This is a genomic window from Bosea sp. RAC05 (assembly GCF_001713455.1).
In the GTDB taxonomy this organism is placed as follows: domain Bacteria; phylum Pseudomonadota; class Alphaproteobacteria; order Rhizobiales; family Beijerinckiaceae; genus Allobosea.
Genome location: NZ_CP016464.1, coordinates 766,296 through 786,867, shown reverse-complemented (window position 1 = coordinate 786,867; position 20,572 = coordinate 766,296). Strand labels below are relative to the sequence as shown.

At 70.0% G+C, this 20,572-nt stretch carries 19 protein-coding genes and 1 pseudogene; 7 read left to right on the top strand and 13 right to left on the bottom strand.

What is annotated here, in order from left to right; all coding sequences use genetic code 11:
• Nucleotides 1-2: 2 nt before the first annotated feature.
• Together BSY19_RS07185 and BSY19_RS07180 are read right to left on the bottom strand one after the other, a co-directional pair.
• A complete protein-coding gene (locus BSY19_RS07185) occupies nucleotides 3-1,202 on the bottom strand; it encodes an amino acid ABC transporter permease (protein ID WP_083247455.1) in 1,200 nt (399 codons plus the stop codon).
• A gap of 158 nt (nucleotides 1,203-1,360) precedes the next feature.
• Nucleotides 1,361-2,395, bottom strand: coding sequence for an amino acid ABC transporter substrate-binding protein (locus BSY19_RS07180; protein WP_069056918.1), 1,035 nt, complete (start codon nucleotides 2,393-2,395; stop codon nucleotides 1,361-1,363).
• Between the two features lie 263 nt (nucleotides 2,396-2,658).
• On the opposite strand from BSY19_RS07180, the gene BSY19_RS07175 reads away from it, so the two are divergent.
• Both BSY19_RS07175 and BSY19_RS07170 read left to right on the top strand, forming a co-directional pair.
• Nucleotides 2,659-3,360 (top strand): SDR family oxidoreductase, encoded by a 702-nt coding sequence (locus tag BSY19_RS07175; RefSeq protein ID WP_069053553.1) that lies wholly within the window; start codon nucleotides 2,659-2,661, stop codon nucleotides 3,358-3,360.
• Between the two features lie 62 nt (nucleotides 3,361-3,422).
• The gene (locus BSY19_RS07170; RefSeq protein WP_069053552.1) at nucleotides 3,423-3,647 is read left to right on the top strand and encodes a DUF2798 domain-containing protein; all 225 of its coding nucleotides are present in this window, start codon (nucleotides 3,423-3,425) and stop codon (nucleotides 3,645-3,647) included.
• A gap of 9 nt (nucleotides 3,648-3,656) precedes the next feature.
• Here the strand turns inward: BSY19_RS07170 and BSY19_RS07165 are convergent, their stop codons facing one another.
• The 5 genes from BSY19_RS07165 to BSY19_RS07145 all read right to left on the bottom strand — a co-directional run bounded on the left by BSY19_RS07165 (nucleotide 3,657) and on the right by BSY19_RS07145 (nucleotide 9,385).
• Nucleotides 3,657-4,151, bottom strand: a complete 495-nt coding sequence (locus tag BSY19_RS07165; protein WP_083247453.1) for a YHS domain-containing (seleno)protein — start codon at nucleotides 4,149-4,151, stop codon at nucleotides 3,657-3,659.
• Nucleotides 4,152-4,169: 18 nt separating this feature from the next.
• Entirely contained in the window at nucleotides 4,170-5,552 is a 1,383-nt protein-coding gene (locus BSY19_RS07160) for a tetratricopeptide repeat protein (RefSeq protein WP_069053551.1), read from the bottom strand.
• A gap of 77 nt (nucleotides 5,553-5,629) precedes the next feature.
• Nucleotides 5,630-6,817 carry an OpgC family protein gene (locus BSY19_RS07155; RefSeq protein ID WP_069053550.1) on the bottom strand — a complete coding sequence of 396 codons (1,188 nt, stop codon included), beginning with the start codon at nucleotides 6,815-6,817 and terminating at the stop codon, nucleotides 5,630-5,632.
• Complete coding sequence (locus BSY19_RS07150) at nucleotides 6,817-8,460, bottom strand: thiamine pyrophosphate-binding protein (protein WP_236840485.1); 1,644 nt, start codon at nucleotides 8,458-8,460, stop codon at nucleotides 6,817-6,819. Before BSY19_RS07150 ends, BSY19_RS07155 begins: the two co-directional genes overlap by 1 nt.
• 73 nt (nucleotides 8,461-8,533) lie before the next feature.
• Nucleotides 8,534-9,385, bottom strand: a complete 852-nt coding sequence (locus BSY19_RS07145; RefSeq protein ID WP_069053549.1) for a CE1 family esterase — start codon at nucleotides 9,383-9,385, stop codon at nucleotides 8,534-8,536.
• 159 nt (nucleotides 9,386-9,544) lie between these two features.
• On the opposite strand from BSY19_RS07145, the gene BSY19_RS07140 reads away from it, so the two are divergent.
• Nucleotides 9,545-10,117, top strand: coding sequence for a sigma-70 family RNA polymerase sigma factor (locus BSY19_RS07140; RefSeq protein ID WP_236840484.1), 573 nt, complete (start codon nucleotides 9,545-9,547; stop codon nucleotides 10,115-10,117).
• A gap of 88 nt (nucleotides 10,118-10,205) precedes the next feature.
• Nucleotides 10,206-10,847 carry an NrsF family protein gene (locus BSY19_RS07135; RefSeq protein ID WP_069053548.1) on the top strand — a complete coding sequence of 214 codons (642 nt, stop codon included), beginning with the start codon at nucleotides 10,206-10,208 and terminating at the stop codon, nucleotides 10,845-10,847.
• Nucleotides 10,848-10,857: 10 nt separating this feature from the next.
• Here BSY19_RS07135 and BSY19_RS07130 read toward each other — a convergent pair whose 3' ends face one another.
• Nucleotides 10,858-11,640 (bottom strand): class I SAM-dependent methyltransferase, encoded by a 783-nt coding sequence (locus BSY19_RS07130; protein ID WP_069053547.1) that lies wholly within the window; start codon nucleotides 11,638-11,640, stop codon nucleotides 10,858-10,860.
• Between the two features lie 257 nt (nucleotides 11,641-11,897).
• On the opposite strand from BSY19_RS07130, the gene BSY19_RS07125 reads away from it, so the two are divergent.
• The 3 genes from BSY19_RS07125 to BSY19_RS07115 are packed head-to-tail and all read left to right on the top strand — an operon-like array spanning nucleotide 11,898 to nucleotide 14,831.
• The gene (locus BSY19_RS07125; protein ID WP_236840555.1) at nucleotides 11,898-12,986 is read left to right on the top strand and encodes an ABC transporter substrate-binding protein; all 1,089 of its coding nucleotides are present in this window, start codon (nucleotides 11,898-11,900) and stop codon (nucleotides 12,984-12,986) included.
• Entirely contained in the window at nucleotides 12,983-14,047 is a 1,065-nt protein-coding gene (locus tag BSY19_RS07120) for a FecCD family ABC transporter permease (RefSeq protein WP_236840483.1), read from the top strand. Before BSY19_RS07125 ends, BSY19_RS07120 begins: the two co-directional genes overlap by 4 nt.
• Before the next feature lie 7 nt (nucleotides 14,048-14,054).
• Nucleotides 14,055-14,831, top strand: a complete 777-nt coding sequence (locus BSY19_RS07115) for an ABC transporter ATP-binding protein (RefSeq protein WP_069053545.1) — start codon at nucleotides 14,055-14,057, stop codon at nucleotides 14,829-14,831.
• A 15-nt stretch (nucleotides 14,832-14,846) separates the two neighbouring features.
• Here the strand turns inward: BSY19_RS07115 and BSY19_RS07110 are convergent, their stop codons facing one another.
• From BSY19_RS07110 to BSY19_RS07090, 5 genes and pseudogenes are all read right to left on the bottom strand, one after another.
• Complete coding sequence (locus BSY19_RS07110; protein WP_069053544.1) at nucleotides 14,847-15,251, bottom strand: DUF983 domain-containing protein; 405 nt, start codon at nucleotides 15,249-15,251, stop codon at nucleotides 14,847-14,849.
• Nucleotides 15,252-15,444: 193 nt separating this feature from the next.
• A pseudogene (lpdA, locus tag BSY19_RS07105) lies at nucleotides 15,445-16,841 on the bottom strand (dihydrolipoyl dehydrogenase).
• Nucleotides 16,842-16,859: 18 nt separating this feature from the next.
• Nucleotides 16,860-18,179 (bottom strand): dihydrolipoamide acetyltransferase family protein, encoded by a 1,320-nt coding sequence (locus tag BSY19_RS07100; protein WP_069053543.1) that lies wholly within the window; start codon nucleotides 18,177-18,179, stop codon nucleotides 16,860-16,862.
• Complete coding sequence (locus tag BSY19_RS07095) at nucleotides 18,179-19,195, bottom strand: alpha-ketoacid dehydrogenase subunit beta (protein ID WP_069053542.1); 1,017 nt, start codon at nucleotides 19,193-19,195, stop codon at nucleotides 18,179-18,181. The genes BSY19_RS07100 and BSY19_RS07095 overlap by 1 nt, the downstream gene beginning before the upstream one ends.
• 4 nt (nucleotides 19,196-19,199) lie before the next feature.
• A complete protein-coding gene (locus BSY19_RS07090; RefSeq protein WP_069053541.1) occupies nucleotides 19,200-20,429 on the bottom strand; it encodes a 3-methyl-2-oxobutanoate dehydrogenase (2-methylpropanoyl-transferring) subunit alpha in 1,230 nt (409 codons plus the stop codon).
• Nucleotides 20,430-20,572 lie beyond the last annotated feature (143 nt).

Here is a 20,572-nt window from a genome sequence, read left to right as displayed (position 1 = left end):
GCTCAGCGCTCCCGGATCAGGATGGCGCGGTTGTAGCGGTTCATCGCCAGCGAGACCGCCAGGCTGACCAGACAATAGAAGCCCATCGTCATCGCCACGATCGGGATGGCGCGGCCGGACTGGTTCAGCGAGGTGTTCATCCAGACGCTGACCAGATCGGGGAAGCCGATCGCGATGGCCAGCGACGAGTTCTTGGTGATGTTGAGATACTGGCTGATCAGCGGCGGAATGATCACCCGCAATGCCTGCGGCAGGATGATCGAGCGCATGGTGCGGCCGGGCGGCACGCCGAGCGCCCTGGCCGCTTCCGTCTGCCCGCGGCTGACCGACTGCACGCCGGAGCGGACATTCTCGCCGATGAAGCAGGAGGTGTAGATCGAGAGCGCGATGATCAGCGCGCAGAAGGAGGGCGGGATGTTGATGCCGCCGACGAAGTTGAACCCGCGCAGCTGCGGCATGTCCCAGGCCAGGGGCGCCCCGGCGACCAACGCCGCCAGCAGGGGCGGCACGACCAGCAGCGCCAGGACCGGAGCGATGACGGGCCTGATCCGGCCGGCCTGCTCGCGCTCGCGGCGGGCGAAGCGCGTCCAGGCAAAGGCACCGGCAATCCCCAGAAGCAGCGCGACGAGAGCAACTGTGAAGCCGCTGTCGACCAGCGGCGCCGGAATGTAGAGCCCGCGATTGTTGAGGAACACGGCATCGAGCCAGCCGACGCTGTCGCGCGGTCGCGGCAGCAGCGTGAAGACGCCGAAATACCAGGCGATGATCTGCAGCAGCAGCGGCGTGTTGCGGAGGATCTCGATGTACCAGCGCGCGACGTTGCGGATGACCCAGTTGCTGGAGAGGCGCGCCAGCCCCACGACGAGGCCGAGCAGGGTCGACAGCACGATCGCGACCACCGCCACCAGCAGGGTGTTGGCGATGCCGACCATGAAGACGCGCAGATAGGTGTCGCCCTCGCGGTAGGGGATCAGCGTGAAGCCGATGCCGAAGCCCGCGGACACGCCGAGGAAATCGAACCCCGCCGACATGTCGCGCTGCGACATGTTCTCGATCGTGTTGCTGACGAGGTACCAGAACAGCAGGACCACGCAGCCGAGCGTCAGCGCCTGATACAGCACCGAGCGGAAGCGGGCATTGTTCAGCAGCGCCATCAGGCGCGCGCCCGGCCCTGCCTGTGCCGTGATGTCGAGAAGGGCCATGGAGACCTCGCGCCGATGGGCTCATGCAACCGCCGAAGGCGGTCTGCGCCGGCAGACGGAAGAGATGATTGCGCGGACAAACCGTCTTCCGCCTGCCCTGGACGGGCGCGGAAGACGGTTGGCCGGTCAGGCTGCGCGTGCGGGAGCAGCCGCCGCGATCACCGGAACGGCATCGGGTAGAGGATGCCGCCCTTGGTCCAGAGGGCGTTCAGCGAGCCGTCGCGCGGGATGTTGACCGGCGTCTTGACGCCGACATTGCGCTCGTAGCTCTCGCCGTAATTGCCGACATGCTTCAGCACCCGGGCCATGAAGTCCTTGGGCAGACCCATTCCCTCGCCGATATTGCCCTCGACGCCGAGCAGGCGGCGGATGTTGGGGTTCGCCGACTTCGCCATCTCGGCGACATTGGCCGAGGTGACGCCGAGTTCCTCGGCCTCGATCATGCCGAACAGCGTCCAGCGGACGATGTCGCCCCAATTGGCGTCGCCATGGCGGACGACCGGACCGAGCGGCTCCTTGGAGATCGTCTCGGGCAGGAGGATGTGCTCGTCGGGCTTGGCCAGCGACGACCGGCGCGAGGCGAGGCTGGACTTGTCGTTGGTGTAGGCGTCGCAACCGCCCGACAGATAGGTCTCGACGAGAACGTTGATGTTCTCGTTGGTGACCGGCTTGAAGGTCATGTTGTTGGCGCGGAAATAGTCGGCCAGGTTGAGCTCCGTCGTCGTGCCGGTCAGCACGCAGACGGTGGCGCCGTTGAGCTCCTTGGCGGATTTGATGTTCGAGGCCTTGGGCACCATGAAGCCCTGGCCGTCGTAGAAATTCACGCCCGCGAATTCGAGGCCGAGCTGGGTGTCGCGCACCGCCGTCCAGGTCGTCGTGCGCGAAAGCACGTCGGACTCGCCGTTGGCGAGCGCGGTGAAGCGCACGGCGGAGGTCACCGACTGGTACTGGACCTTCTTGGGATCGTCGAAGATCGCCGCCGCCAGACCGCGGCAGATGTCGACGTCCATGCCCGACCAGCTGCCGTCGGCGCCCAGCGAGTAGAAGCCCGCCGTCGACGGGCCGACCTGACAGTTGAGGGCGCCCCTCGCCTTGATCTGGGCGAGCGTCGCCTGCGCCGAGGCTTCCATCGACAGGCCGATGGTGGCGGCCGCGAAGGCCAGGAGCGCGGCGGTCTTCCTGAGATTCGGCATCTGCATCGGTCTTCGTTCCCCTGTTTTTTGATTTGTGAAGGCCATTCTGGGTGGCTTTTATCCGAGGCAAGGCTCGTGCCAGCCGCGGCTCGCCGCGGTCGGCGTCTTGGGCATCCGAGGCCGGGCGAGGGCTCCGCTCACTCGCAACAGGCGTATCGGGCGACGCAACGACGTTCCGCCCGGGCCTGCATCCTGACGAGAGCCCCTATCCGCAACGGCAGCCTATTTGCTACAACGAGCGCGAGACAAGCGAGGAGACCGACATGACCAAGAAGGTGGCGATCGTCACGGCGGGCGGCAGCGGCATGGGCGCGGCGACGGCGCGCCGCCTCGCGAAGGACGGCTACGACGTCGCGATCCTCTCCTCATCCGGCAAGGGCGAGGCGCTGGCGCAAGAGTTGGGCGGGCTCGGGGTCACCGGCTCGAACCTCTCCGGCGACAACGTGAAGCGCCTGGTCGACCTCACGATGGAGCGCTGGGGCCGCGTCGACGCGCTGGTCAACAGCGCCGGCCACGGGCCTCGTGGGCCGCTGCTCGAGATCAAGGACGAGGACTGGCAGCGCGGGCTCGACGTCTATTTCCTGAGCGCGTTACGGGCGATCCGGCTGGTGACACCGATCATGCAGGCGCAGAAATCCGGCGCGATCGTCAACATCACCACGGCCTGGGCCTTCGAGCCCGAGGCGATGTTCCCGACCTCGGCGATGGCGCGGGCGGGGCTCGCGACCTTCACCAAGATCTTTGTCGACCAGTATGGCGCCGACAACATCCGCATGAACAACGTCCAGCCGGGCTGGATCGACAGCCTGCCGGCGACGGAGGAGCGGCGCCAGCGCGTGCCGATGCAGCGCTATGGCCGCAGCGACGAGATCGCCGGCACCATCGCCTTCCTGCTGTCGCCGGATGCCGGCTACATCACCGGCCAGAACATCCGCGTCGATGGCGGGCTGACGCGCTCGATCTGACGCGCCATCCCTGGCATGAAAGTGGCTTTCAGTGGCTTCGATCCCACCGCGGAGCCGCAGTCATGGCCATTCCCAGGCGTTACGCACACATCCTCTTCGGCGTGATCCAGGCCGGACTGACCTCGGCCGTCGCCTCGGGCGTTGCCGTCATGGCCGGTCCGGGGGCCGCCCCTGTCCTGCAGCGCTGGCTGTCGGCCTGGTTTCTGTCCTGGGCGATGATGCTGCCCGTGGTGGTCTTCGCGGCGCCGTTCATCCGGCGAGCCGTCGAGGCACTGACGGCCGACTGAGCGCGCGCTTCAACGGATGTCCCGCGCCGTGAGATGCTTCCAGTTCCGGTCGGAGCGCGCCAGATAGGTCCTAGTGTCCTTCGACCAGGTGTCCCGCACGTCGAGATCGTAATTGAGGTAGAGGCGGCCCTCGACGATCGACCAGGCCTCGGGCTCGATCTTCACGAGATAGCCGCGCGAGGTGCCATAGGCGCAGAAGCCGCCATAGGCCGGCTTGTAGCGCTCCGGATCGGCCAGGAAGAGCGCCCGGTTGGCGGCGGTGGCGAAATGCCAGGTGGCGCCGTCATGGCGGACGGCGTGCTCGGGCGAGCCCCGGCGTGGGCCACCATCGCGGAAATAGGCGACGGGGTCATAGCCGCGGATCGCGATGCCTTCCGCCGAGCCCAGCGTGTTCACGGGCTTTCCGGTCATGGCCGGCGCGGCGGCGACGCCCGGCAGGGCCAGGAGCGCGACCAGGGCCAGCAGCCCGCGACGGCCGATCAGCGCGGAGCGGTGAGAGATCATGGCGTCGGCCTCCTGGGGTCAGTGCGCGATGGCGATCGGGATGGCGGAAAGGGCGAGCGCCGCCAGCCCCGTGCGGGCCTTGCCCAGGCGGGCGAGCCGGCGGCTGGCGAAGAGATTGTGCCCGCCGCGGCGCGCCAGCCGCTCGCGCAGCACAGAGGACGCGCGGTCCTGTGCGCCGGAGCGGATCAGGCTCTCGACATAGGCCTGCTCGAAGAGGTCGCGCTGGGCATGGCTGCCGCCGATGGCACCCAGGCCACTCCGCGCGGCGCCCAGCAGGCGTGCGGCCTCGCCATAGTCGCCTTCGTGGAAGGCGATCAGCCCGTGGGCGGCGAGCGCGCCGCTGCGGGCGGCCTCGCGCCGCTCGCCGCTGGCATGGCCGTGTGCGTCGGTGGCAAGCCCCCGCGCGATGGTGCCGGCCGCTCCGTCGCGCCCGGCGCCGAGCAGGGCCAGCGCATAGTGCAGATCGGCGAAGACGAGGCGGCGGTCGTCGATGCGCGCCTCGGCCTTCGTCGCCAGTTCTTCCCAGCGCGAGCCGACATCGACGCCCGCATAATCGAGGCGGGCCAGCAGCGCGGCGCCATTGGCGATGTCACGGTAATCGTCGGTCTGCTCGGCCCGGATGCCCTCGTCATAGAGGCGCAGCACCTCCGCCGTCTCGCCGCGCTCGAGCCGGAACAGGGCGAGATGCCAGGTGATGTGGAAGCGGAAGTTGTTGGCATGGGCCCAGCCCGCGCTGTCGGCCAGCCAGGCGACACCTTCCTCGGTACGTCCCGTCATTTCCAGCACATGAGCGACGGCATGGCGCCCCCAGGCGTCGCGCGGCGCCCATTCGACGGCGCGGCGCCCGGCGGCCTCGGCCTCGCGGTAGAAGCCGCGCTCCTCTAGCGCAAAGGCGTAGCAGCCGAAGACATAGCCGCTCAGCCGGTGCCCGGCCGAGAAATGCGGCACGACCCGGCGCAGGCAGGACAGCATCTCGCCCTGGTCGCCGAGCATGAAGCGGATGCCGTGCGAGAGCTTGAGCGCCAGCACGTCGTGGGGATGCTCGGCCAGTACCGCCTCCAGCGCCTGGGCGGCGCGGCGCGGCCTGTCGTCGAGCCAGAGGCCGAGGGCTTCCACGAACCGCGCTTCGCGCGGCGTCACCGGCCGCTCGGCGCTGGCGCGGCGGGCCTGAGCGAGGCAGTCGCGCGCCGTGCCCAGCAATTCGGGCCGGGCAAGCGAGAGCAGCATCAGCCCCCTGGCGGCATGAGCCAGCGCAAAGCCCGGATCGGCGGCGAGCGTCCGGGCGAGGTGCTCGGGCGCGGACGCGGCATGGGCCAGCACCGCTTCCAGCGTCTCATCCCAGGCGAGCCTGGCTGCATCATTGGCGACGCCGATCCTGTTGCCGCAGAGGTCGAAGAACATGGGGCTCACTCTCGTTTCCGGCGAAGCCCGACCTCGCCGCTCAAAGAGGAGTTCGCAGCGGCGCGATCAACCGCCGTTCAACTTGCTTCACGCAGGCGTGATGGGGCCGTCGCAGGCCTCTCGGCCGGCATCTCGCGCGGCGCGGGCGGCGAGCCGGCCCAGGGCGCGCGCTTGAACCACGCGACGACGCAGGCGACGCCGAGGATGGCGGCGAAGCCCGCGAGGTTGAGCAGGGCGACGGCGAGCCCGTCATGCCCCGCGATCTCCGACGCCGTCCAGGCAAGCCGCGCGAGCACGATGCTCGCGAGGAAGGCCGCGAGCGACTGCCGGCCGATCAGAATCAACAGATGGCCGAGACCGGCGTCGAGCCGATCGCGAACCGGCTCGATCGCGCTCAGCACGAGGTAGGCGAGCGCCAGGAAATGCAGGATCCGCAGCGGGTGGAGGTTGCTCTTCTCCGAGGCCGCCGGGAGCACGAGCTCGCGCAGCTCCCGGCCCGCCGGCCAATGCTCCAGGATGCCCCAGAAGGAGAAGGGGACGGACAGGATCACGAAGACAGCCGCCGCCAGCAGCAGGACGGGCCGGCGCAGCGGCGGCACGGGCAGCCACTTCATCGCGATGAAGAAGCCGATGAAGAAGATCGCCTGCCAGGCGAAGGGATTGAGGAACCAGCCGGCGCCGTTCCAGGGGTTGCCGGGGAGGTTGAGCCCTTCCGTCCAGACCAGGGCATAGAGCAGCGCCACCATCAGGAAGGGCAGCCAGGGGTGAAGCCGCCGCAGTGCGATGGCGAGCGGGATGAGCGCCAGGATGACGAGATACATCGGCAGGATGTCGAGATAGTCGGGCTGCCAGGTCAGCGTGACGAGGCCCAACAGGGCCCTCTCCGGATCCGTCATCAGCGGCGCGAACTGGCGCCCCAGCTCGGCGCTGCCGACCAGCGTGTCGAGCAGCGTGGCGAGCGCCACCAGCGCCACGACGAGGCCGACATGGGCCCAGTAGACCTGCCAGAGGCGCTGCAGGATGCGCGCCGTACCGAGCCACCAGCCCCTCCGGACGAAGGTCGCCCCAAAAGCGAGCGCGCTGGCGAAGCCGGAGCAGAAGACGAAGAGTTCGGCACCGGACGAAAAGCCGAAGCGGGCGGGAATCCAGGCGTTCCAGCTGTTCGCCGGCACATGGGCGACGAAGATGATCAGCATGGTGATGCCGCGAAACAGGTCGAGGCGCTCGTCGCGCGGGCGCTTCGAGGTGGGTGCCGGCGCAGCCATCAGAAGGCCCCCTCATAGGCGGCGGCGTCGATGCGGCAGGCGAGCAGGCTGAAGCCGGGCCGCGCGAAGGCGGCGGCCGCCTCGCGGGCGAGCGTCGCGCGATCTCCCACCGTCGCACCATGGCCGCCGAAGGCGCGCGCGATCGCCGCGAAGTCGCTGAGGCCGAGATCGACACCGGCGCGGGCCAGCCCCATCTGCTTCTGCTTCAACGCGATCAGGCCGAGCGCCTCGTCGACCAGCACGACCACGACGACGGGCACAGCGAGATCGCGCAGCGTCGCGAGTTCGCCCAGCACCATTTCGAGCCCGGCATCACCGACGAAGCAGAGCGTCGGCTGTCCACTGCCCATCGCGGCGCCGGTTGCGAGCGGCAGGGCGCAGCCCATGGTGCAGAGCCCGGTCGACTGCAGCAGGCGGCGCGGCCCGTCGCAGGACCAGAGCTGCGAGAGCAGGATGCGATGGGCGCCCGAATCCGCCGTCGCGACCGTGCCGGATGGGGCGACCGCCCGCAGCGTCTCGAAGACGGCATGCGGGCCCCAGCCGTCGGGGGCCGCGAAGGCGCGGCGGAAGGCGGCGCGGACCGCCGCCGGCTCGCCCCGCTCCCAGACCGGCGCGGGCGAGAGCCGCTCGGCCAGCCGGTTGAGGATCGTGCCGACATGCCCTTCGAGCGTCAGCGTCGCGCGGTGCATGCCATGCGGCAGCGCCTGGGCGACGATGTCGATGACCGGCTTGTCGGCCGGCCAGGGGTTGCGCCAGCCCTGGCGCATCTCGATCGGGTCATAGCCCGCCAGCACGATGAGGTCGGCCGCTTCGATCAGCGGGCGGACCAGCGCGTCGGCCTTTGGCGAGAGGCCGACGCCGCCGATGACGCGCAGATCGTCCTCGGGCAGCAACCCCTTGCCCTTGTAGGTGGTCAGCAGCGGCGCGCCGGTCCGGTCGATCAGCCGGGCGAGGGAGGCGGCGGCGCTCTCGTTGACGAGGTCGAGCCCGGCGAGGACGAGCGGCCGGCGTGCCCCGGCGAGCAGCGCCACCGCGCGGTCGAGATCGGCGGGCACGCCGACAGCCACCGGGGCGGCCGGCGGCGGCGGAAGCGCCGTGGCGGGCGCCTCGGCGACGGCGATGGGCAGGTCGATATGAACCGGGCCCGGCCGGCCGGAGCGGGCGATGGCGAGCGCCTTGTCGACGACCAGCGCCTCGGTGCCGGGCGCGGCGCGGAAGCTCGCCTTGACCAGCGGGCGCAGCACCGCCTGATGGTCGAAGACCTGGTGGGTGTAGCTCTCGGCGAGCGCCTGATCGACGCAGCCGGTGATGAAGATCAGCGGCACCCGGTCCTGCTGGGCATGGGCGACCGCGGTGACGGCGTTGCTGACGCCGGGCCCCAGCGTCGCCACCAGAACGGGCAGCGCGCCCGTGACGTGCCAGAGCCCCTCGGCCATGAAGCCCGCGGCGTTCTCGTGCCGCGCGAGTTCGAAGCGGATGCCCGCGCGCCCGAGTGCATCGACCAGCGCCAGCACCTCGCCGCCGGGGATGCCGAAGGCATGGGTCGCGCCTGCCGCCGCCAGCCTCGCCGCGATGATGTCGGCGCCCGTCAGCGTGGCCGTGCCGGCCGTCATAGGGGCTGGCGGTGGGGTCTGGATCGTCATGCAGGCAACTCCTCGCAGGCGAAGCGCCCAAGCCGGCGATTCAGGATGACAATCGCGGCGGCCCCTCCCGCGGTTACCGCTTCACGGAAAGGTGATCGGCGCGTGGCTCCGGCCCGCCCATCGTCAGCCGCCAGGCCCGCTCGATCCAGGCGGGATCGACGACATGGCCGCCCGCGTGCAGGCAGAGTTCGAAGGGCGTCGTGTTAGCCGCGCTCAGCCGCAGGCAGGAGAGCGCATTCGGCGAGGGGGCAAAATCCGCCACCGTCACCGCCTTCGCCTGCGGATCGAGAATGGCGAGGCTCCTGAAGACATCCCCCTGGCGGAAGCCGCTGCGCAGGGCGCGGCCGGCGAGCGGCACGGTCCCATCCGCCGTGCCATGGGTGTGGATCAGGGCGGGCCGTGGCCCGGTGCAGGAGGCGGGCAACGGCTCCCAGAAGGCACCGGCGACCGGCGCGAAGGCCCGGAAGCGCTCCGGCGTCCGGCAGGCGAGATACCAGACCATCGAGCCGCCCTGCGAGAAGCCGCTCGCCATGATCCGGCGGGAATCGACCGGAAAGCGCGCCGCGACATCGTCGAGCACCCGGCCGACGAAGGCGAATTCGTCGCGGTGCCGGCCCGGCGACCCGGGATAGGACCAGGTGCGCCCGGCGCCGTCGGGCGCGATCAGCGCGATGCCGAGCCGCGTCGCCAGCGCCCGCAGGCCAGGATCGGCTACCGTTTCCTCGGCCGAGCCCTGCCAGCCATGGAAGAACATCAGCGCCGCGAGAGGAGCCGCAGGAGCCGCATCGGGCAGGACCAGCCGGTAATGCCCGCCCTCGACCTGGCAGCCCCGCTCGCCCGGGCAGGCCTCGACCGGATCGGCGCGGCCGGGGCCGGCCAGAACAAGGCCGGCGAGAGCGAGCCAGAGCGGCCAGCGGCTGATCATCGATCGGCTCCATGGCCGGCCCGCCGATCGCCGGCCGCGCCCGAAGCCGACGCTAGCGGCGTTCGGGCGCGACCGCGAGGCTCGCTCGCCGGCTTGTGAGCGGTGGAAAAGCCGTGCAAGGAGAAGGTCTGCCTCCCCGTTCCGGACCCCTCACCGCCCGTGTCGCTCGACGATTTCGAAGCCGTGCTGCACCCCGCCTTCATGGCCGGGCTCGAGGGCGACGCTGCCGCCTATCGCCGCTTTCTCGACCTGATCGGGGGGCGGCTGCGCGGCTTCCTGCGCGGGCATCTGGCGCGGGCCGGTCTCGCCAGCGCCGAGGAGGCAGAGGACGTGCTGCAGGAGACGCTGCTGGCGCTGCATCTGTCGCGCCACACCTACGACCCGGCGGTGCCCGTCTCGGCCTGGGCGCATGCCATCGCCCGCTACAAGCTGATCGACCATCTGCGCCGCTCCGGCCGGCATCGCGGCCATCTGCCGATCGACGACGAGGCGCTCTCCCAGCCGGAACCCGGCGGAGCCGCCAGCGATGCCAGGCTCGATGTCGCGCGCGCTCTCGCCGCCCTGCCGGAACGGACGCGGACGCTGATCGATCGCGTGAAGCTCCAGGGCGGGAGCCTCGCCGAAGCGGCCCAGGCCACCGGCATGACCGAAAACGCCGCCAAGGTCGCGCTGCATCGTGGTCTGAAAGCGATGGCGAAGGTCCTCAGCCGCCGCGGGACGCGGACGCCATGATCTTTCGCCCCCTGAGCCGCGTAACCTTTTCCGCACCGCCGCCGAACTTCCAGACCAGCAGCAGGCCCCCGCAGGTTTCGACAGCGCCATGAAAACCGACGATCTCGTCACCCTTCTCGCCAGCGACACCGGCCCCGTCGAGATGGCGGGCTTCGCCCGCGCGACGGGCCTGACCGCGCTGGCCGGGCTCGCCGCCTGCTCGACGGCCGTCCTGGTGATGGTCGGGCCGCGGCTCGATCTCGCCGCGGCGGCCATGACGCTGCCCGTTCTCGCCAAATTCGCCCTGGGCGCCACCGTGGCCGGGCTCGCGCTCATCGCCTTCCAGCGCAGCCTGCGGCCGGGCCGGGCGGCGGCGGGCGTGCTCACGCTCGTCCTGCTGCCGGTCGCGGCCGTGCTCGCCTGGGCGGTTGCCGTGCTGGTGACCCAGCCGATGCCGGCCTGGCCCGCGCTCATGCTCGGGCAAAGCTGGTCCGCCTGCCTCGTGCTGGTGCCGCTCTATGCGCTGCTGCCGCTGGCCGGGCTGTTCGTCCTGGCCCGGCGCGGCGCGCCGGTGCGCCCGCGCCTGACGGGGATCGCGGCCGGGGTCGGGGCGGCGGGGCTGGCGACGCTCGCCTACGCGCTGCACTGTCCGGAAGACGCCGTGCCCTTCCTCGCCACCTGGTATCCGCTGGCGATGGCCGTGGCCGGGGGGCTCGGGGCGCTCGCCGGACCGCGCTTGCTCCGCTGGTAGCCCCCGCGCCTCAGGGCTTGCGGGCTGAGACGATGAAGCGGTCCTGACTGGCGCGCTCCAGCCGCTGATGCAGCGGCATGAAGCGCCCCTGCGCCCGGTGAATGGCGCGCAGGTCGCGATCAACCGCGACATCGACGAAGCCCGCCTCGGCCAAGAGCCGGGCGATCTCCTCCGGCCGGCAGCCCTTCGCGAAATAGACGCGCGAGACGATGTCGTCATGGGCCGCCTTGTAGGGCGGCGGCGGTTTCGGCGCCGAGACCACGCGGGCGAGCTTCGCCAGCAGCCGCAGGGCCTTGCCGTTGCCGGGGCGCGGATTGGTCATGTCGACATCGACGATGGCGACGCGGCCGCCGGGCTTGAGCACGCGATGCCATTCGCGGAAGGCGGCCGGTGGATCGGGCAGGGTCCAGACGAGATGGCGCGTCGCCACGGCGTCGTAGCTGTCGGAGGCTTCCAGCGTATCCTCGGCATCGCCGGCATAGAGGCGGATCGGCTTGCCGACCGTCTTGGCGCGGGCGCGGGCGAGCATGGGCTCGGACAGGTCGAGCCCGGTGACGGCATAGCCGAGATCGGCCAGCAGCAGGGAGATGACACCGGTGCCGCTGGCGAGGTCGAGCGCCTTGGCGCCGGCCGGCGGGCGGCCGAGATGGCGCGCGAACAGGGCGAGCCAGGCCTGCCGCTCCGCCACGGAGAAAATCTCGTGGCCGGGCATGGTGTCGAAGGTTTCGGACCGCATCGACCAGAAGTCGCGGATTTCGTCCTTGAGGCTGAGATTGTGATGCAGGGTCGTCATGGCCGGCACTTCCGATCCGGGGCTGTCGCCTGCGAAAACCACGGAAACCGGGACGCTGCAAGTCGTTTCGACCGCAACGGCCCTTGTACGGTCGATTACTCGCGAAAACGCTACCACGCTTTTTGTTTGCAATAATTCTAAAAGATAAATCTTGACCCTGTACTGGGTCAGATCTACGAGCCGGCCACTTTTGCCGGAGATCGTCGATGTCCTTCCTTCGCGCCCTGCTCGCTGCCGCTACGGTCGCCGCCTCGCTCATGACCGGCGGCCCGTCCGCCTTCGCCGAGACGGTCACTGTCACCGATGTGCTCGGCCGCAAGGTCGAGGTCGAGGCGCCGGTCCGCCGCGTCATCCTCGGCGAGGGCCGGCAGATGTACGTCGTCGCCGCGCTCGACAAGGAGGACCCGTTCAAGCGCGTCGTCGGCTGGCGCGACGACCTGCCCAAGGCCGATCCCGACAGCTACAAGCAGTATCTCGCCCGCTACCCGCAGATCGCGAAGCTGCCGAGCTTCGGCGGCATGAAGGAAGGCGCCTTCGACATCGAGCAGGCGATCGCGCTCAAGCCGGACGTGCTGCTGCTCAACATCGAGGCCAAGGTCGCCAGCGACGAGGCCAGCCTGGTCGAGAAGCTGGCTTCGGTCGGCATCCCCGTGGTCTATGTGGATTTCCGCGAGAAGCCCTTCCAGAACACCGAGCCGTCGCTGCGGCTGATGGGCAAGCTCTTCGGCCGGGAGAAGGTCGCCGAGGACTTCATCACCTTCCGCGCCGCCGAGATCGCCCGTGTCACCGACCGGCTCGCCAAGGTCCAGGGGCTGAAGCGCCCGCTGGTGATGATGGAGCGGGCCGGCGGCTACAGCGACGATTGCTGCATGTCCTTCGGCAACGAGAATTTCGGCAAGATGGTCGACATCGCCGGCGGCAAGAACTTCGCCTCCGACCTGATCCCGGGCACCTTCGGCACGGTCAATCCCGAGGCGGTCGTCGCCGCCAACCCCGACGTCGTGGTCATCACCGGCGGCAACTGGGGCGCCTATGTGCCGGGCGGGGCCTGGGTCGGCCTGGGGCCGGGCAGCGACCTGATCGAAGCGCGCCGCAAGCTGGCGGGCCTCGCCAGGCGGCCGGCCTTCAGCCAGACCAAGGCGGTGAAGGACGGGCGCGTGCACGCCATCTGGCACCAGTTCTACAACAGCCCCTACCAGTTCGTGGCGATCCAGGAGATCGCGACCTGGCTGCATCCGGAGCTGTTCAAGGACCTCGATGCCGAGGCGACGCTGAAGACGCTGCATGAGCGCTTCCTGCCCCTGCCCTACCAGCCGGGCTACTGGGTCACGGTGGACCGCAAGTGAGCGCGACCGTCGCCGCCGCGGGCCGGCCGGCCGGGATCGCCTATCGCGCGCTGACGCTGCGGCGGCGGCTGATCCTGCTGGCGATGTTCGGCCTGCTGCTGGCGAGCCTCGTCGTCGACCTGATGCTGGGCCCGGCGCGCTACGACGCCGGCCAGGTGCTGGCGACGCTGATGAACCCCTCGGAAGCGCCGGCGGCGCTGCGCGTGGTGATCTGGGACATCCGGCTGCCGGTGGCGCTGATGGCGGTGGTGACCGGGGCTGCGCTCGCGATCGCCGGCGCGCAGATGCAGACGATCCTGAACAACCCGCTGGCCAGCCCCTTCACGCTCGGCATCTCGGCGGCGGCCTCCTTCGGGGCGGCGCTGGCGCTGGTCTTCGGCGTCGCGCTGGTACCCTTCGCGGTCGACTACATCGTGCCGATCAACGCCTTCATCATGGCGATGGGCGCGGCGATGCTGATCCATGTGCTGAGCCAGCAGCGCGGGGTGACGACCGAGACCGTGATCCTGCTCGGCATCGCGCTGGTCTTCACCTTCAACGCGCTGCTCTCGCTGTTGCAGTTCTTCGCCTCCGAGCAGGCGCTGGGCGCGGTCGTGTTCTGGACCATGGGCTCGCTGACCAAGGCGAACTGGCACAAGCTCGGCATCACCACGGCGGTGCTGCTGTTCACCCTGCCCTTCTTCCTGCGCCGGGCCTGGGCGCTGACGACGCTGCGGCTGGGCGACGACAAGGCGGCGAGCTTCGGCATCAATGTCCGCCGCTTACGGCTCGAGATCATGCTGCTGGTCAGCCTGCTCGCCGCCGTGCCGGTCTCCTTCGTCGGGACGATCGGCTTCATCGGGCTCGTCGGCCCCCATATCGCGCGCATGGTGATCGGCGAGGACCAGCGCTTCTTCCTGCCGGCCTCGGCGCTGGCGGGAGCCGCGATCCTCTCGGCCTCCTCGGTGGTGTCGAAGTCGCTGATCCCGGGCCTGATCTTCCCGATCAGCATCGTCACCGCGCTGATCGGGGTGCCGTTCTTCTTCAGCCTGATCATGACGAGCCGGAAACGGTCATGGTGAGGCTCTGATGGTCCAGCTCACCCTCAGCGGCGTCGGCGTCGCCTATGGCAGGCGCCGCGTCCTCAGCGACGTGGACGCCGCCGATCTGCGCGGCGGCGAGGTCGTGGCGCTGATCGGCGCCAATGCCGCCGGCAAATCGAGCCTGTTCCGGCGCATCGCCGGGCTGGCCTCCGGGGACGGCACGGTCAGCCTCGGCGGCACCAGCCGCGTCGCCGGCCGGGCCACGCCGCAATGCTGCTACCTGCCGCAGGATACGGCGGTGAATGCCGTGCTCACGGTCTATGAATCGATCCTGCTCGCGCTCAAGCAGGGCGGCACCTGGTCGGTCAGCGACGAGGAGCTGCGCCGCATCGACAGCGTGCTGCGCGACCTCGAGATCGAGGATCTGGCGTTCCGGGGCCTGGGCGAACTCTCCGGCGGGCAGCGCCAGCTCGTCTCGATCGCGCAGACGCTGGTGCGCGAGCCCGACGTTCTGCTGCTCGACGAGCCGACCAGCGCGCTCGACCTGCACCGGCAGTTCGAGGTTCTCAGCCTGGTGCGCCGGCTGGCGCGCGAGCGCGGCATGCTGGTGCTGATCTCGATCCACGATCTCAACCAGGCGCTGCGCTTCGCCGACCGGGTCATGGTCCTGGCCCATGCGCGGCTCATCGCGATGGGCGACCCGCGCGCCATCGTGACGCCGGCCCTGCTCGATGAGGTCTATGGCGTTCGCGCCCGCGTCGAAACTCTGGCAGGCGGCGAGCCCTATGTGCTGGTCGAGGGGTCGAGCCGGCAGGTGGCGTGAGGCCGGCCCGCTGCTTCAGGCCGGCGGCGGCGGCAGCGGCTCGTCGGCGCGGGCGAGGCGCCCTTCTTCCGCCTTGTGGACATATTGCGCCGCCACCAGCCAGCCCTTGAGCGGCTGCAGGGGCGGGATGCAGGTCAGCAGGATGAGCGGCAGCGTCGTGACCAGATGCACCCAGGTCGGCGGCTGGTAGGCGAGTTCGAGCCAGAGCGGGAAGGCGACCGCGGGAACGCAGACGAACATCATCACGAAGAAGGCTGGACCGTCCGCCGGATCGGCGAAGGAATAGTCCAGGCCGCAGACCTCGCAGGAGGGCCTGATCTTCAGGAAGCCGTCGAAGAGATGGCCCTTGCCGCAGCGCGGGCAGCGGCCGCGCAGGCCGGTCTGCAGCGGCGACAGGGTCGGCCAGTGTTCGCCGGACATCTCATTCTCCCAGACTATGCCGCAAAAATGGGCACTCGCTCGAGATGGGCGCCGTGACCGTCAAAGGCAATCACCGCGCGCGCATCGCCGGGCTGCATCGGCGTTGCCACGCCCCGCACCTCGTCGAAACAACGGGCCATCGCGCCGCATGATCCCTCGCCGCGCGGCGCCGGGACGGTTTGCCGCAGCCGGCTCAGATGTGGATGGCGTGGCCGAGCGCCTTGAGCGCCGCTTCCTGGAAGCCCTCACCCTGCGTCGGATGGGCGTGGATCGTGCCGGCGACATCCTCCAGCGTCGCGCCCATCTCGATCGCCAGGCCGAAGGCGGTCGAGAGTTCCGAGACGCCGGAGCCGACGGCCTGGATGCCGAGCACCAGCCCGTTCTGCGCCTGGGCGACGATGCGGACGAAGCCCAGCTCGCCATCGCGCGTCATGGCCCGGCCATTGGCGGCGAAGGGGAACTGGCCGATCCGGATCTCCTGCCCCGTGCGCCGCGCCTCCTCGGGCGAAAGCCCGACCGAGACGATCTCGGGGTCGGTGAAGCAGATCGCGGGAATCGCGCGCTTGTCCCAGGCGCGCGGCAGGCCGGCGGCGATCTCGGCCACCATCTCGCCCTGCGCCATGGCGCGATGCGCCAGCATCGGCTCGCCGGTGACGTCGCCGATCGCGAAGATGCCGCGCATCGAGGTCTCGCAGCGGTCGTTGATGCGGATGAAGCGGCCGTCCCGATCCAGCACCAGCTCCTCCAGCCCGAGGGCTTCGGTGGCCGGCGCCCGGCCGACGGTGACGAGGATCCTGTCGGCGGCGATGCGGCGCTCCTGCCCGTCCGCCGTCTCGACCCGCAGCGCGTCGCCCGCGGGCGTGGCGCCGCGCGCCTTGGCGCCGAGCAGCACCTCGACGCCGAGGGCGGTCAGCCGCTTGCCGACGGGGGCGGTCAGCTCCGCGTCGTAGAGCGGCAGGATGCGGCCTTTCGCCTCGACGATGGTGACCTTGCTACCCAGCTTGGCGAAGGCGATGCCGAGTTCGAGCCCGATATAGCCGCCGCCGACCACGGCGAGACGCTCCGGGACTTCCGCAAGGGACAGCGCCTCGGTCGAGGAGATCACCGGCCCCCGAAGGGCAGGAAGGGCAATTCGACCGGCCCGGAGCCGGTGGCGATGACGATGCGCTCGGCGCGGATCACCTTCGGGCCGGTCTCGGTCTCGACCACGACGGTCTTGCCATCACGGAAGCGGGCGCGGCCCTGGACGATCTTGACCTTGGCCTTGCGAAGCAGACCGGCGACGCCGTTGTTGAGGCGGCCGACGATGCCGTCCTTCCAGGCGACAGCCTTGGCGAAGTCGAGCGCCGGCGCACCCGCCGTCAGGCCGAAGGGCGTCCTGCCGGCGGCCGCGTGGGCGGCCTTCTCGTATTCCTCGGCGACATGAATCATCGCCTTGGAGGGGATGCAGCCGACATTCAGGCAGGTGCCGCCGAGCTTGCCGGCCTCGACGATGACGGTGTCGAGGCCGAGCTGCCCGGCGCGGATGGCGCAGACATAGCCACCCGGCCCGGCGCCGATGACGAGCAGCTTACAGGTGATCTCGGTCATCATGATGCGGCTCCGCCCTCAGACATCGATGAACAGCGTCGCCGGGTTCTCCAGCAGCTCCTTGAGCCGCTGGACGAAGACGGCCGCGTCCCAGCCGTCGACCACGCGGTGGTCGAAGCTGGAGGACAGGTTCATCATCTTGCGCGGGACGAAGGTGGTGCCGTCCCAGACCGGGCGGATCATCATCTTGTTGACGCCGACGATGGCGACCTCCGGGTGGTTGATCACCGGCGTGGTGGCGATGCCGCCCATGGTGCCCAGCGAGGTGATGGTGATGGTCGAGCCGGTCAGCTCGTCGCGGGTGGCGGTGCCCTGCCGGGCGCGCTCGGCGATGCGGTTGAGCTCCAGCGCGCAGCCGAAGATGTCGCGCGCCTCGGCATGCTTCACCACGGGGACCATCAGCCCGCCCGGCGTCTGCGTGGCGATGCCCAGATGGATGCCGGCATGCTGGCGCACGATGCCCGCCTCGTCGTCATAGAGCGCGTTGAGGTTGGGCTGCTCGGCCAGGGCCTTGACCATGGCGCGCATCAGGAAGGGTAAAAGCGTGAGCTTTGGGCGCTCGGGCGTCGGCTTCCTGTTGAGGACCGCGCGCAGATCCTCCAGCGCCTGGACGTCGACCTCCTCGACGATGGTGATGTGCGGGATGCGCGCCTTCGACAGCGCCATCTTCTCCGCGATCTTGCGCCGGAGGCCGACGACCTTGACCTCGCTGACGGCGGTCTTCTCGGCGAGGCCGGGCTTGCGCTCGGCCTCGGGCCCGCGCAGCAGGAAGGCGTCGAGGTCCTCGTGCAGGATGCGCCCGGCCGGGCCGGTGCCGGCGACCTGGCGCAGATCGATGCCGGCCTCGCGGGCCTTGAGCCGCACAGCGGGAGAGGCCAGAGGCCGTTCGCCCGGCGCGCGCCGCGGCAGGGCCGGAGCGGGAGCAGCGGCACCCGCCAGTGCCTTGGCGGGCCGCGGCACGGTCATCGCGCGCGGCGGTTCCTCGGCCGTCTCGGGCTGACGGGGAGCCGACGCGGCCGGCGCTTGTGCTGCGGGTGCCTCCGCAGTCTGTTCTGGCGCGGCGTCCTCGGCCGGCGCTTCGGTGGCTGCGCCCTCGCCCGCGACCTCGAGCCTGACCAGCGCCGAGCCGATCGCGACCGTGTCGCCGATCTCGGCGCCGATCCAGGTGACCTTGCCGTCGACGGGGGCGGGAATCTCGACGGTCGCCTTGTCGGTCATCACGGCGGCCAGCAAATCATCCTCGCGGATGATGTCGCCGACCTTGACGTGCCATTCGACCAGCTCGGCCTCGGCGATGCCCTCCCCGACATCGGGGAGCTTGACGATGCGCTCGGCCATCAGCGGCTCTCCATGATCTCGCGCAGCGCCTGGCCGACGCGGGCGGGGCCGGGGAAATAGGCCCATTCCTGGGCATGCGGATAAGGCGTGTCCCAGCCCGCCACGCGCCTGACCGGCGCCTCGAGATGGTAGAAGCAGGTCTCCTGGACCAGCGCGGCGAGCTCGGCGCCGAAGCCCGAGGTCAGCGTCGCCTCATGCAGGACCATGCAGCGGCCGGTCTTGGCGACGGAGGCTGTGATGGTGTCGAGGTCGAGCGGGACGAGGGTCCGCAGGTCGATCACCTCCGCGTCGATGCCGGTCTCCTGCGCGACGGCTTCCGCGACATGGACCATGGTGCCGTAGGTGACGATGGTGCAGGCCGACCCCTCGCGGCGGATCGCGGCCTTGCCGAGCGGCAGGACAAAATGCCCCTCGGGCACCTCGCCGAGCTCATGCTTCGACCAGGGCGTGACCGGGCGGTCGTGATGGCCGTCGAAGGGGCCGTTATAGAGACGCTTGGGCTCGAGGAAGATCACCGGGTCGGGATCCTCGATCGCCGCGATCAGCAGGCCCTTGGCGTCATAGGGGTTCGACGGCACCACGGTCTTCAGGCCCGAGACATGGGTGAAGAGGGCTTCGGGGCTCTGGCTGTGGGTCTGGCCGCCGAAGATGCCGCCGCCGGTCGGCATGCGGATCACGATCGGGCAGGTGAAATCGCCATTCGAGCGGTAGCGCAGCCGCGCGGCCTCCGAGACGATCTGGTCATAGGCCGGGTAGACATAGTCGGCGAACTGGATCTCGATGCAGGGCCGCAGGCCATAGGCGGCCATGCCGATCGCGGTGCCGACGATGCCGGCCTCGCTGATCGGAGCGTCGAAGCAGCGGCTGACGCCGTATTTCTGCTGCAGCCCATGGGTGCAGCGGAAGACACCGCCGAAGAAGCCGACGTCCTCGCCATAGACCACGACGTTCTCGTCGCGGGCCATCGAGACATCCATGGCGGAGCGGATCGACTCGATCATCGTCATGCGCGGCATGGCGTCAGACTCCGAGTTGCTGGCGCTGGCGGCGCAGATGCGGCGGCATCTCCGCATAGACGCCCTCGAACATGTCGCGCGCCGAGGGCTTGCCGCCGGAATGCAGCGTGCCGAAGCGCTCGGCCTCCTTCTGCGCCGCGATCACCGTCTCCAGGATCTCGGCCTGCGTCTGCGTATGGCGCTCCTCGCTCCAGGCGCCGATGGCGATCAGATGCTCCTTCAGCCGCAGCAGCGGATCGCCCAGCGGCCAGCCGTCGGATTCCTGCTTGGGGCGATAGGCGGAGGGGTCGTCCGAGGTCGAATGCGCGCCGGCGCGGTAGGTGACGTATTCGACCAGCGTCGGCCCGAGATTGCGGCGGGCGCGCTCGATCGCCCATTGCGCCACGGCATAGGTGGCGAGGTAGTCGTTGCCGTCGACCCGCAGGGCCGGAATGCCGAAGCCGAGGCCTCGCGCCGCGAAGGTGCCGGAGCCGCCGCGCGCGATGCCCTGGAAGGTCGAGATCGCCCACTGGTTGTTGACGACGTTGAGAACGACGGGCGCCTTGTAGGTCGAGGCGAAGACGAGCGCGGCGTGGAAATCCGATTCCGCGGTCGAGCCGTCGCCGACCCAGGCGGCGGCGATGCGGGTGTCGCCCTTGATCGCGGAGGCCATGGCCCAGCCGACGGCCTGGACGAACTGCGTCGCGAGATTGCCGGAGATCGAGAAGAAGCCGTGCTGCTTCGAGGAGTACATGATCGGCAGCTGCCGGCCCTTCAGCGGGTCGCGCTCGTTGGAGTAGATCTGGCACATCATGTCGACGAGCGGGTAGTCGTCGGCGATGAGCAGCCCGGCCTGGCGGTACGTCGGAAAGTTCATGTCGCCGGGCTCGAGCGCGATGCGGAAGGCGCAGCTCACCGCCTCCTCGCCGGTGTGCTGCATGTAGAAAGAGGTCTTGCCCTGGCGCTGGGCCATCTGCATGCGCGCATCGAAGGTGCGCAGCGTCATCATGTGGCGCAGGCCGCGGATGAGGTCGTCCCGGCTGAGATCGGGCACCCAGGGGCCGACCGCCTCGCCCTCGCGGTTCAGCACGCGGATGATCGAATAGGCGAGGTCGCGGATCGCCTTGGGATCGACATCGACGGGCGGCCGCTCGACCGACCCCGCCTGCGGGATCACGACATGGGAGAAGTCCGGCTGCTCGCCCGGGCGGGAGGCCGGCTGCGGCACGTGAAAGCGAAGGGGTGTGTCGGTCATGCGCTCCGTCCCTGATCCGCCGTTTCGTCCGGTCGGCCAGCATTCCGCCGTCCGGCCCGGACGGCAAGCCGTCCGTTTCCGCGGGGCTTGGTCGCGAGCGGCGACGCATCCCTCTTGGCGTCAGGCTAGCGCGGGGCTCGCGG

Bases quoted from the DNA above. Each gene is read 5' to 3' on its own strand.
- BSY19_RS07145 (WP_069053549.1), bottom strand. From the start codon at position 9,385: ATGATCAGCCGCTGGCCGCTCTGGCTCGCTCTCGCCGGCCTTGTTCTG.
- BSY19_RS07180 (WP_069056918.1), bottom strand. From the start codon at position 2,395: ATGCCGAATCTCAGGAAGACCGCCGCGCTCCTGGCCTTCGCGGCCGCC.
- BSY19_RS07115 (WP_069053545.1), top strand. From the start codon at position 14,055: ATGGTCCAGCTCACCCTCAGCGGCGTCGGCGTCGCCTATGGCAGGCGC.
- BSY19_RS07090 (WP_069053541.1), bottom strand. From the start codon at position 20,429: ATGACCGACACACCCCTTCGCTTTCACGTGCCGCAGCCGGCCTCCCGC.
- BSY19_RS07155 (WP_069053550.1), bottom strand. From the start codon at position 6,817: ATGGCTGCGCCGGCACCCACCTCGAAGCGCCCGCGCGACGAGCGCCTC.
- BSY19_RS07150 (WP_236840485.1), bottom strand. From the start codon at position 8,460: ATGACGATCCAGACCCCACCGCCAGCCCCTATGACGGCCGGCACGGCC.
- BSY19_RS07110 (WP_069053544.1), bottom strand. From the start codon at position 15,251: ATGTCCGGCGAACACTGGCCGACCCTGTCGCCGCTGCAGACCGGCCTG.
- BSY19_RS07175 (WP_069053553.1), top strand. From the start codon at position 2,659: ATGACCAAGAAGGTGGCGATCGTCACGGCGGGCGGCAGCGGCATGGGC.
- BSY19_RS07165 (WP_083247453.1), bottom strand. From the start codon at position 4,151: ATGATCTCTCACCGCTCCGCGCTGATCGGCCGTCGCGGGCTGCTGGCC.
- BSY19_RS07100 (WP_069053543.1), bottom strand. From the start codon at position 18,179: ATGGCCGAGCGCATCGTCAAGCTCCCCGATGTCGGGGAGGGCATCGCC.
- BSY19_RS07125 (WP_236840555.1), top strand. From the start codon at position 11,898: ATGACCGGCGGCCCGTCCGCCTTCGCCGAGACGGTCACTGTCACCGAT.
- BSY19_RS07160 (WP_069053551.1), bottom strand. From the start codon at position 5,552: ATGTTCTTCGACCTCTGCGGCAACAGGATCGGCGTCGCCAATGATGCA.
- BSY19_RS07170 (WP_069053552.1), top strand. From the start codon at position 3,423: ATGGCCATTCCCAGGCGTTACGCACACATCCTCTTCGGCGTGATCCAG.
- BSY19_RS07130 (WP_069053547.1), bottom strand. From the start codon at position 11,640: ATGACGACCCTGCATCACAATCTCAGCCTCAAGGACGAAATCCGCGAC.
- BSY19_RS07185 (WP_083247455.1), bottom strand. From the start codon at position 1,202: ATGGCCCTTCTCGACATCACGGCACAGGCAGGGCCGGGCGCGCGCCTG.
- BSY19_RS07135 (WP_069053548.1), top strand. From the start codon at position 10,206: ATGAAAACCGACGATCTCGTCACCCTTCTCGCCAGCGACACCGGCCCC.
- BSY19_RS07095 (WP_069053542.1), bottom strand. From the start codon at position 19,195: ATGCCGCGCATGACGATGATCGAGTCGATCCGCTCCGCCATGGATGTC.